An 11,826-nucleotide genomic window follows, 5' to 3' on the forward strand; every position below is an offset into this window, starting at 1 on the left:
AAGTTGCATCTTTACGAATTATATTAAAGTGTGATGAGGCTAATATTATTCAAAAATCTATGGCAACATGGTTAATAGAAATTGGCGCGATGAATAGATCAGCGAATATCTATGATATGGGTGGTTGTTGGTTGATCATTGAAAACAGTACAGATACAACAGTAGAGGTATTATTATCGTCAAGTGGGCAAGATGTGCTGGAATCGTTAGATTATTATGTTCAATGGCTATACCAATCAATCATTGAATCAAATAAAAATATTTCTGTAAGATGGGAAGAGTTACCGCTGTACTCATAAATGATGTTTATCGTGAATATACTTGTTCTTTCGTCTGAAATCTAACACAATGAATACCAATTTAACTTGGTATTCATTGGATGTATTTTATGACAGAAACCTTACAGAAATATTGGTCAGAAGTTGGTCAACAAGCAAGGGCGGCTAGTCGCTCTCTTTTAAAAGCCAGTACAGCAGAAAAAAATCAGGCACTACAATTGATTCATGATGAAATTCTGAAAAATGTGGATGAGATTATTTCTGAAAATCAAAAAGATTGTGATGTTGCGCGAGGTAATAGCTTAACGGAAGCATTCATTGATCGTTTATTGTTGGATAAAGGGCGCATTGAAACTATGGCGCAAGGCGTTGTGGATATGATCGCATTACCTGATCCTGTGGGTGAAATTACGGATATTAAACCGCGACCTTCAGGCATTCAAGTGGGTAAAATGCGGGTACCTTTGGGGGTTATTGGAATCATCTATGAAGCACGTCCCAATGTTACGATTGATGCAGCAGCTTTATGTATCAAGTCGGGTAATGCGGCAATTTTGCGTGGTGGCAGTGATGCTTTTCATACCAATCAATGTTTGGCAAAAATTTTACAAAATGCATTATTTCAAACGAATTTATCTGAGCACTCTGTGCAAATTGTGGCAACACAAGATCGTGCGGTTGTGGATTTGATGGTAACAGCAAAAAATTATATTGATGTCATTATCCCACGTGGCGGAAAATCATTGGTTGAGCGTATCAATGCAAATGCCACAGTACCAGTGATTAAACATTTAGATGGTGTTTGTCATACATTTGTGGATGAGTTCGCAGATTTAGAATTAGCGGTAAAAGTTGTGGATAATGCAAAAACTCAGCGCTATGCACCTTGTAATACTATGGAAACATTATTAGTACATGAAAATATTGCAAAAGAGTTTTTGCCAAAAATTGCTGAGATTTTTGTAGTTAAAACTGTAGAAATGCGCGTATGTGAGCAAACACAAATCATTTTAAATGAGCATGAAATTTCAACGTTAATGGCAACAGATGCTGATTGGCATGAAGAATATTTAGGGCCAATTATTGCAATTAAGATTGTGAAAGATTTAGATGCGGCGATTGCACACATCAATCATTATGGTTCTCATCATACGGATGTCATTATCAGTGAACATTACTCAAATACCACAACATTTCTAAGAATGGTGGATTCAGCTTGTGTGATGGTCAATGCATCTTCACGTTTTTGTGATGGTTTTGAGTTTGGTTTAGGTGCAGAAATAGGTATTTCAACGGATAAAATTCATGCACGTGGGCCTGTCGGATTAGAAGGCTTAACGTCACAAAAATATATTGTATTAGGCCATGGCGAGATCAGAACATAGTGTAATAGACTATAGTTGTTGTGGTGCGTTATTTATTGATAATGAATAACGTTATTAATAGTGTTAGAATGATTCGAATTTTCATTCATTTAGGAGCGGTTAATGAAAGAACAAACTTTAGAGTTGATTCGTCAACAAGTAACAGACAATCCTGTAGTGATTTATATGAAGGGTACACCACAATTTCCTATGTGCGGTTTCTCTAGTCGTGCAGCACAAGCTTTAGCAGCGACAGGTTTGCCGTTTGCTGCGGTGAATATTTTTGATGATGAGAATATTTATAATTTCTTACCTTTCTATCAAGATTGGCCAACATTTCCACAGATTTATATCGGTGGAGAGTTGATCGGCGGATGTGATATCACGGTAGAATTATATGAAAGTGGCGAATTGAAAGATTTGATGCAAAAAGCCATTGATGAAGCGGCACAATAAACATCATGAAAAAGTCCCATATCTTGGGGCTTTTTTCCATAGCGTGAAAAAATTAGGAGATTAGATGAAAGTAGTTGAAGTTAAACATCCATTAGTGGCACATAAATTGGGCTTGTTGCGTCAGAAAGAAATCAGCACAGCAGAGTTTCGCCGTTTATCTTCTGAAATTACAACAATGTTAGCGTACGAAGCAACTAAAGATTTGCCCATGGAAACAGTTACAATTGAAGGTTGGGCTGGCAATGTAGAGGTTGAGCGTTTAAAAGGACGTAAAGTAACAGTTGTACCTATTTTGCGTGCTGGTATTGGTATGTTGGATGGTGCTTTGGAAGGTATTCCAAGTGCGCGTGTATCTGTTGTAGGTTTTGAGCGTGATGAAGAAACTTTAGAACCACGCGCTTATTATGCAAAATTAACAACTCATATGGATGAGCGTACTGCTATTATTTTAGATCCAATGTTGGCAACAGGTGGTACTTTAATTGCGACAATTGATTTATTGAAAGCAAAAGGTTGTACAAAAATTAAAGGCTTATTTTTAGTGTGTGCACCAGAAGGTTTAGAAAAAGTTAAGGAGAAGCATCCTGATATTGAAATCTATACTGCTTCTATTGATAAAGGTTTGAATGAACATGCTTACATTTTGCCAGGTTTAGGTGATGCTGGTGATAAGATTTTTGGTACAGTTGCGTACGATTAAGTCATAAAGGTAGACATTAGAATGAAGGTAAAAGTAATAGCAATCGCTTTGATTTCAATGAATGTAGTTTGTCAAACTTCTTGGGCGCTCAAGAGTGAGGAAATTACAGCGTTTACTAAAGGTAAAACCTTCATTCAAAATAATGATGTTAAAGGTTATGAGAAATCGTTAAAAACTCTGAAAAACACATCTGTTGCACCTTATTTGGAATATTATTTTGTTCAGCAAAATTTGAAAAAATTGCCACGTGAAACAGTTTTGAAATTTCTTCAAAATAATTCTGATGCGTTGTTTGCTGCATCATTAAAAAACGATTTTTATCGTTATGAGCTTAGCCAAAAAGAGTATAGTTTTATCATTGATCATTTAATGGATGATTCTAGCCAGTTTTTGCGCTGTATTGCTGATGATGCAATTTTACAATCGAACCCTAAAGCCTTTGATGCCAAACGTTTTCAGTCTTATTGGGTGAAAGTTTCGACGCCACTATCAACATGTTTGCCCGTTGAAAAAGTCTGGTTGAATCAATATGCACCTAAAGAAATTTTGGATCAAAAAACCGGTGAGTTAATCAAAAATTTGCAACTGAGCCGTGCAAAGAATTTATTGCCACATTTGCCAGAAGCAAAACGCAAGTATTATCAATCTATGATTCAAATAGTAGAGAATCCTGCGGGGCAATTGATGAAACAAAAGCAGTATTTTAAGGATTCTAGCCAATTTTATGCATTAGCTGTACGCCAATGGGGAAAAAATGATTCTACAAATGCTTTAAATGGCTTGGCATTTGTCAAGAAAAACCAATTGGTCACGCAGAGTGATTATTCTGCATTAAGAAATTTATTAGCAGTCTTTCAGGCAGGGCGAGCAGATGCGATCAATCCTTTAGGTAGAATTGAAAATATTCCTAAAAAAGAGCAAGGGGATGATGTTAAGATCAGTGGTTTTAAATTAAATGCGCAAGCTGGTAACTGTGATGCCGCTTTAGATTATTTGAATCGCTTATCTGTGAAAGCTAGTGAAGATCCTACTTGGATATATTGGCAAGGCAAGATGCATCAGTGTATTGGTAATGAAACGCAAGCCGCTGAGGTGTTCAAGAAGATTGCAGGGCAAACCAGTTTCTATGGTTTTTTAGCCGCAGATGAATTGAATCAGCCTTATTCAGTGTTGGAATCGATAGTTAAGCGTAAAGCAGATAAACGAGAAACTTTAACTGATAAATCATTCAAGGTTGCTTTGGATTTGATGAAAGTAGATGAACGTAGTTTTGCGTATCAAGCTTGGCAGCAAGGCTTACGTACTGCATCGCAAGGTCAAAAAAATACAGCAAGTTTTATAGCATATGATCAAGGTTATTATGATCTAGGGATTCGTGCAGGTGTTGCTGCTAAAATGCCCGGAGCATTGCATATTCGTTATCCGATGGGTTATGAAAAAGAAGTGAATCAGGCAGCTAATTTATATGGCTATCCCTCTGAATTACTGTGGGGATTGATTCGTCAAGAGAGTTTATTTCAACCAGATGTTAAATCACATGCTAATGCTTATGGGTTGATGCAGTTATTGATACCGACTGCTGAAAAAATGGCTCAAAAATTGGGTGAGAAACGTGGTAGTTTGTACAATCCTACTGATAATATTCGTTATGGCTCAGCATATTTAAATGATGTGAGTGGCGTTGTGGGTAAGAATTGGTCATATATCTTAGCAAGTTACAATGCAGGGCCTCATAAAGTTAAGCATTGGATTAATCCTCCTATGGATAATATTGTCCTTTGGGTGGAGTCCATCCCTTATCGTGAAACACGCGGATATGTGAAAAGTATTTTAGAAAATGTTGTGATTTATCATTATCAAAAAGGTCGTAAAGTTCGTATTACAGAATATTTAAATCGCTTTTATCCAGAATAGTCAAAGAGAGTAGGTTATATGTTTTTTAAGATTTTTTTCACTATTTTTGTTGTGATCGGATTAGTTTTTTTATTTAAGTTTAAGCGAACTAGGCCTCAAAAAGTCACAGGGGCGTCCTCTTGTGAGAAAAATATCCCCAATGCTTTTCGTACAAAAACTAGCGCTTTAAGTATTGATGAACAAAATGTATTAAAATTTTTACAAGAGATTGTGCAGTATAAAGATCATATACAAGTTTTTCCAAAGCCACAATTGACAACCTTTATCACGTTAGATCCCAATCTTGCATCAGAAATTCAAACGCGATTAGAGCAAGAGTTAAAACAAATTAGTTGTGATTTTATGTTGGTGAATACGCGAACATTTTCACCAATTGTTGCTTTATCTATTAATCCTTCTGAGAATTTAGAGAAACTCTTGCAGGATTTAAATATACCTCTGATTTCGTTACGGAAAGGCCTGCAATATGATCAGGAAAAATTACAACAATTGGTTGTTCATTATTTATAACACTTGATTAAAAGATAAATTTTATGTCACAAGATATACAACCTAGAGGAATTCCAATACAGCTATTGGGGATTTTCCGTTTAATTATGGCGGTTATTTTATCTTCGGTGTATATTTTAAGTGCTCGAGTTTCACCTGAAGCTTTACCTATCTCTCGATATTTTCAGATTGTTTTATTGACGTATTTAGTCTTTTTATTAGTTTCTACTTTAATTTTAAAGAGGCAAAGATTTCAAACAACTAAATTTATCTATATTTTTGGTTTACTAGATTTAGCTTTTATTTCTGCATTATGTTATTACACGGATGGTTTAAATAGCCCATTAGTGATTCTATTGTTGATCTCTTTTATGGTGCATGGTGCATTTTTATCCAGAACTGGCGCGTTATCATTATTGACAGTTTCTGTATTGATACAATTAATGTTGTGGATTAAATTTGAATTTAATCCCGGAGAATTCCAACATTCTTGGTATAAATTAATGATATCTCAAGGAATATTGAGATTAATTGGACAAAATTGTTTTGCATTTTTAGCTTTAGTTTTAACCAATTCTTGGTTACATAAATATGAAGCTTCACAATTAGAAGTTGAGCGTAAAAATGAAGAGTTGAAAAAAGCTGCCATTTTACATGAAGCGATCATTCAACAATCTCGATCTGGCTTGATAGTGTTAGATGCTGCAGGCCGAATTATTTTAATGAATAATTATATTAAGTCTTGGTTTGGTGATTTAGATTTACAAGATAGTTATTTGATGGATTATCTGCCCACATTGACAGAAAGGTTCTATCTTTGGAATTATTTGAAGTTTATGGATCCATCATTATTTGAATATAACAATGAAAAATATTATGTTGAATTTGATGAAATTAAACAACCCACAGGGCACTATTCTTTAATTCAAATTGAGCCAACTGATATTGTGAATATGAGAGCTCAGCAGGAAAAATTAGTGGCTTTAGGGCGTTTAACTGCGGCCATTGCTCATGAAATTCGCAATCCTATGGCATCAATTTATCAAGCTAGTCAGTTATTAGGAGAGCAAGAAGGTATTACGCCAATTGAGAATAAACTCATCGGAATGATTAATAATAATGTTCAGCGTGCAAATCGTATCATTACAGATGTTTTAGTGTTGGCTCGTAAAAATGAGCTTGAACGGAAGTATTTTAGGTTACCACCATTCTTGGATGAGGTTGTGGATGAGTTTCTAGTCGAACATCCAAATTTGAAAGATCAAGTGACGATAGAAATTGCACCTAATGTTTCTCGTGTATTATTTGAGATGTCTATTCTCAGACAAATGATTACCAACTTGTTGAACAATGCTATTATTCATTCAGGGCGCACAGAAGATGAATTGAAGATTATGATTGAAGCTGAAATGAAAGGTGAAAATCCAATTTTGTCTATTTATGATAATGGTCAGGGCTTAACAGACAGCGTGAAACAACATTTATTTGAGCCATTTTTCACAACACATAAGAATGGTACAGGTTTAGGTTTATATATCACAAAAGAGTTATGTTTATCGAACGGCGGTCTTATTCAATATGTAGAGATTGATGGAGAAAAGCATGGATTTAGAATCATTTTTCCGAAAAATGTATAATGTTTTTATGCCTAATTTATGATTAAGGAAAGGGAATGTATAAAGCACTCATAATTGATGATGAAGAAAATATTTGTGAATTGATCTCAATGAGTTTTTTATCAATTAATATTGATTGTGTAGAAGCTTATTCTGTATCAGAAGCGATTGTTGCACTTCAAGAAGAGAGCTTTGATGTTTGCTTAACTGATTTAAAGTTACCAGATGGTGATGGCTTTGATATTCTGCGTTATATTCAAGATAAATTACCAAATTTACCCGTTGCTATGATGACCGCACATGGGAATGTTGAAAGTGCAATTGAAGCATTAAAGTTGGGTGCATTCGATTTTATTTCTAAACCTTTCGAGGTGGAAGCGCTACGGAATTTAGCATTAAATGCTATTGAAACTAAAAAGATTCCTAAAGCAGAGTCTGTTCATGGTTTGTATGGTGATTCACCTGTGATGGTGGCAATGAGGGAGCAGATTAGAAAAATTGCTCGTTCTCAAGCACCTATTTATATTACTGGAGAATCAGGAACAGGAAAAGAAGTTGTTGCTCGTGCCATTCATGCTGAAAGCCCAAGGTTTGAAGGGCCATTTATTGCAGTTAACTGTGGTGCTTTGCCTGAACACTTAGTTGAAAGTGAATTATTTGGTCATAAAAAAGGCAGTTTCACAGGTGCAGATAAAGATAAAAAAGGGCTATTTCAAGCGGCCGATGGTGGTACTTTATTATTAGATGAAGTTGCAGATTTACCTTTATCTATGCAAGTGAAATTGCTACGCGCCATTCAAGAAAGGGCAATTCGTCCGATTGGTGAAATGAAAGAGATCCCTGTTAATGTGAGAATTTTATCTGCATCACATAAAGCGTTATCACAATTAGTTCAAGAGCAAGAATTCCGCCAAGACCTTTTTTATCGTTTAAATGTTATTTCTTTAAATGTGCCATCTTTACGTCAAAGGTTATCAGATGTACCTTTGTTATCAGAAATAATTTTGAAACGCTTGAATGAAGAAAATCATCGTCATGTTTCGATTGCTGATGATGCTTTATCTGCATTATCTCAATATACATTTCCTGGTAATGTGCGTGAATTAGAGAATATTTTAGAAAGGGCATCAGCATTATGTGATGGAGAAATTATTCATGCGGAAAACCTATTATTGACAGGTAGTCATGCAGAGTTGTTAGAAATAGACTCAGGATTTACACCTACCATTGCACCTGAGTTAATAGAAGAGCCTATCAAGGAGTTATCTCAATCTTCATCCGTGCCATTGCAAGTGGTGAAAGAAAATTGTGAGCCTGAAGATATTGCATGTAGTATTGAAGATCCATTAATCCCTGATCAAATTGATGATATTGAGGGATATTTAGAAGCAGTGGAACGTAAAATTTTAAAAAGGGCTCTAGCAGAAAATCATAGTAAAACAGAAGCAGCGAAACAGTTAGGAATTTCTTTTAGAACATTTCGCTACCGTTTGAAAAAACTTAATATAGAGGATGACGAATAATGAAAGCAGAAATCATCTCTGTCGGTACAGAATTATTATTAGGGCAATTAGTGGATACTAATTCCGTTTGGTTATCTCAACAGTTAACTTCATTAGGAATTGATAGCCACTTTAAAACAACAGTAGGTGATAATGCTAGTAATATTGAGCAAGTTATGGCTTTAGCAACACAGCGTGCTGATATCATCATCGCAACAGGTGGATTGGGGCCTACACAAGATGATATTACAAAGGAAACATTAGCAAAAACATTAGGTTTAGAATTGGTTTATGATGAAGCCTTAGCTGAAACAATTAAAGAAAAATTTGCCATTCGCAATATTGAAATGAGCCAAAATAATTATCGCCAAGCGTATTATCCCAAAGGGGCAGTAGTTTTGGATCAATTCCCAGGAACGGCACCAGGTTTATATTTAAATCACGATAATACACACTATTTCTTATTGCCAGGCGTGCCTTATGAGATGAAGGCAATTTTTGAAAGTTCCGTCATTACTAAGCTGCGTGAAATTGCGCCGATAGAAGAGCAAATCTACACTGAAATAGTAAAAGTTTGGGGTATTCCCGAATCTGATGTTGCGGAAAAAATAGCAAAAATTGATGATGATTTAGCTGAAATTGGTAATCCTAAGTTATCGTATTTAGCCTCAGGTATTAACGGTATTAGTGTCAGAATATCTGCAAAATCTCAGAATGAAGAAAATGCATTATCATTGATTAAACCTTATCAGGATGAAATAGAGGCTTTATTAAAACCTTATATTTTTGGACATAATTCTGACACAATGGAAGAGTATATTTTATCTTTATGTAAAAAAAATGATTTTAAGATAGCTTGTGCAGAATGGTTTACTGCGGGCATGATGGCAAGTCGTTTAATGGCTTATGGTAAAACTTTAGAGGTATTTACAGGCGGCGCTATTAAGCGAGGGCCATTTAAGCGCGAGTATTTAACAGAAATTCAAAATGAATTAGGTAGTGATGTTGTGTTAGCTGTTACGGAGCATCCTAGTGAAAAGACCACTGTATGGGAGTGCCAGCTGCACATATTATTGAATGATCAATATTTTTCAAAAATGATTCAAATACCGCGTCATCAAAAAGAAGAAGCGATGGCGTTTGCAGTAATCAACTGCTTTAATTTTTTAAAAAATCAACTACAGACAGTGGAAGAGTAATGGAAGAAAAGCAATATTTACGTGTTGTCATGGCTGTGATCTGGAATGCATCAATGGATGAGATTTTGATTTGTCAAAGGCCAGAAACCAAAAATTTTGGTGGATTATGGGAATTTCCAGGTGGAAAAGTAGAATCTGGTGAAACGGACATTGAAACATTAGATCGTGAATTAGATGAAGAAGTGGGCATTTTAGTGCATGACTTTACGCACCGTATGGATTTTAAACATGACTATGAAGATAAAATCATAGAGTTTGTGGTATATGATGTTTATAGTTTTGAAGGCGAACCTTATGGCCGTGAAAATCAAGCAATACGCTGGATTAGTGCTGCTGATTTAACTTCAGCTGAATTTCCACCAGCAGATTATATTTTAATTGATGAAATTAAAAATGGCATCATGCCGGATTAATAGGTTCTCAAGATTTAATAATCATTAACCATGAAAGAGGATGTATATGAAAAAGACGAAAATTGTATGTACGATTGGTCCGAAAACTGAGTCAGAAGATGTATTGTTAAAACTTCTGGATGCAGGAATGAACGTCATGCGCCTCAATTTTTCTCACGGTAACTATGAAGAGCATCAAGCGCGTATTGATAACTTACGTGCAGTGTGTGAAAAGCATGGAAAACAGGCCGCCATTTTATTGGATACAAAAGGTCCTGAAATTCGCACAATTAAGTTAAAGGATGGCCAGGATATTGCTTTAAAGGCAGGGCAAACATTTACTTTAACTACTGATAAAACTGTGATCGGCGATGAAACTCGTGTAGCTGTAACATACGAAGGTTTACCCAATGATCTGCAAGTGGGTAATACTGTACTGATCGATGATGGTTTGATTGGTATGAAAGTGACTGAAGTTCGCGCATCGGAAGTAATTTGTGAAGTACTGAATGATGGTGATTTAGGCGAAAATAAAGGTGTTAACTTACCAGGAGTTGTGACTAATCTTCCTGCTTTAGCAGAAAAAGATAAAGCGGATTTAATTTTTGGCGCAGAAGTTGGTGTGGATTATGTTGCAGCATCTTTTATTCGTAAGCGTTCAGACGTTGAAGAAATTCGTGCGCATTTAGATGCTAACGGCGGGCAAGATGTGATGATTATTTCAAAAATTGAAAACCAAGAAGGTTTAACAAATTTTGATGAAATCTTAGAAGCTTCTGATGGTATCATGGTTGCTCGCGGTGATTTGGGTGTTGAAATCGCAGTAGAAGAAGTGATTTTTGCACAAAAAATGATGATTGAGAAATGTGTGGCGGCGCGTAAAGTTGTCATTACAGCGACACAAATGTTGGATTCCATGATCAAAAATCCTCGCCCAACACGCGCTGAAGCAGGTGATGTTGCGAATGCGATCTTGGATGGCACTGACGCTGTAATGCTATCGGGTGAAACTGCAAAAGGCAAGTTTCCTGTGGAAGCAGTTTCCATTATGGCAGCGATTTGTGAACGCACAGATAATGTAATGCCAAATCAGGTATCATTGCAAAAGCCACCAAAGCGTAAAATGCGCATAACTGAATCAGTTTGTTTGGGTGCAGTTGAAATGTCAGAAATGTTGGATAGCCCATTGATCATCGTTGCAACTTATCAGGGTAAATCAGCGCGTTCAATTCGTAAATATTTCCCAACAGCGCAAATTTTGGCATTAACAACAAATCCAAAAACAGCAAGACAATTGCAAATGGTGAAAGGTGTGACCACTAAGGTTGTGCCAGAAATTCGTTCGACAGATGATTTTTATTACATCGGTAAAGAAGAAGCATTGCAAAGTGGGTTTGCCCAGAAAGGTGACGTTGTAGTTATGGTTTCGGGTGCATTAGTACCAAGTGGTACGACAAATACATCTTCAGTGCATACACTCTAAAATAGAGAATTACTTTGTATATAAAATGTTCTAATGTTTTATTAGAACATTTTTTATGTCAGTAGTTTTTCTATTATGCTAACAAAATTATATGGTTACATTGAATTGTCACGCCTAAAAAATCAGATATTAATTAGGAGTTTTTACAAAAACTAAATACCAAGTTTAATAAATTATTTTTTTAAAAGTAAAAATATTGCTTTTGTTTATTTAATTAAATATATAATTTTACTGTATTTTTTATTTGAAAAGTGATAAATTCTTTTCCGCATTAAAAACTACAAAAGGAATACATAGTGCGGTTAGGAATATTAAGAAGTTTATACGTACAAGTAATAATTGCGATCATTGTGGGGGTATTATTAGGCCATTTTTATCCTGAGTTAGGTGAAAAAATGTATCCATTTGGGCAAGGTTTCATTAAATTGATCAA

The 11,826-nt window shown here is 35.5% G+C and carries 12 protein-coding genes; all 12 read left to right on the plus strand.

The features are described 5' to 3' along the window. Window positions 1–299 (plus strand): hypothetical protein (locus BZK14_RS13225; RefSeq protein WP_077925148.1); only part of this gene is annotated, 299 nt, incomplete at its 5' end. Between the two features lie 89 nt (window positions 300–388). Then, window positions 389–1,663 carry a glutamate-5-semialdehyde dehydrogenase gene (locus BZK14_RS03200; RefSeq protein WP_077925149.1) on the plus strand — a complete coding sequence of 425 codons (1,275 nt, stop codon included), beginning with the start codon at window positions 389–391 and terminating at the stop codon, window positions 1,661–1,663. Between the two features lie 102 nt (window positions 1,664–1,765). After that, window positions 1,766–2,098 (plus strand): Grx4 family monothiol glutaredoxin, encoded by a 333-nt coding sequence (gene grxD, locus BZK14_RS03205; protein ID WP_077925150.1) that lies wholly within the window; start codon window positions 1,766–1,768, stop codon window positions 2,096–2,098. A 64-nt stretch (window positions 2,099–2,162) separates the two neighbouring features. Further along, on the plus strand, window positions 2,163–2,798 hold the full coding sequence (gene upp, locus BZK14_RS03210) for a uracil phosphoribosyltransferase (protein ID WP_077925151.1): 636 nt from the start codon (window positions 2,163–2,165) through the stop codon (window positions 2,796–2,798). A 21-nt stretch (window positions 2,799–2,819) separates the two neighbouring features. Further along, window positions 2,820–4,712 carry a lytic transglycosylase domain-containing protein gene (locus BZK14_RS03215; protein ID WP_077925152.1) on the plus strand — a complete coding sequence of 631 codons (1,893 nt, stop codon included), beginning with the start codon at window positions 2,820–2,822 and terminating at the stop codon, window positions 4,710–4,712. 18 nt (window positions 4,713–4,730) lie between these two features. After that, the gene (locus BZK14_RS03220) at window positions 4,731–5,222 is read left to right on the plus strand and encodes a DUF2726 domain-containing protein (protein ID WP_077925153.1); all 492 of its coding nucleotides are present in this window, start codon (window positions 4,731–4,733) and stop codon (window positions 5,220–5,222) included. A gap of 23 nt (window positions 5,223–5,245) precedes the next feature. Beyond that, on the plus strand, window positions 5,246–6,838 hold the full coding sequence (locus BZK14_RS03225; RefSeq protein ID WP_077925154.1) for a sensor histidine kinase: 1,593 nt from the start codon (window positions 5,246–5,248) through the stop codon (window positions 6,836–6,838). Between the two features lie 35 nt (window positions 6,839–6,873). Further along, window positions 6,874–8,340, plus strand: coding sequence for a sigma-54-dependent transcriptional regulator (locus tag BZK14_RS03230; protein WP_077925155.1), 1,467 nt, complete (start codon window positions 6,874–6,876; stop codon window positions 8,338–8,340). Further along, a complete protein-coding gene (locus BZK14_RS03235; RefSeq protein WP_077925156.1) occupies window positions 8,340–9,518 on the plus strand; it encodes a CinA family nicotinamide mononucleotide deamidase-related protein in 1,179 nt (392 codons plus the stop codon). The genes BZK14_RS03230 and BZK14_RS03235 overlap by 1 nt, the downstream gene beginning before the upstream one ends. After that, on the plus strand, window positions 9,518–9,931 hold the full coding sequence (gene mutT / locus BZK14_RS03240) for an 8-oxo-dGTP diphosphatase MutT (protein ID WP_077925157.1): 414 nt from the start codon (window positions 9,518–9,520) through the stop codon (window positions 9,929–9,931). The genes BZK14_RS03235 and mutT overlap by 1 nt, the downstream gene beginning before the upstream one ends. A 46-nt stretch (window positions 9,932–9,977) precedes the next feature. After that, window positions 9,978–11,393, plus strand: coding sequence for a pyruvate kinase PykF (gene pykF, locus BZK14_RS03245; RefSeq protein WP_077925158.1), 1,416 nt, complete (start codon window positions 9,978–9,980; stop codon window positions 11,391–11,393). Between the two features lie 296 nt (window positions 11,394–11,689). After that, the coding region (locus tag BZK14_RS13625; protein ID WP_342742229.1) for a cation:dicarboxylate symporter family transporter at window positions 11,690–11,826 on the plus strand (137 nt) is incomplete at its 3' end.

Origin of the sequence: Wohlfahrtiimonas larvae (genome assembly GCF_002006755.1) — a bacterium.
Taxonomy (GTDB): domain Bacteria; phylum Pseudomonadota; class Gammaproteobacteria; order Cardiobacteriales; family Wohlfahrtiimonadaceae; genus Wohlfahrtiimonas; species Wohlfahrtiimonas larvae.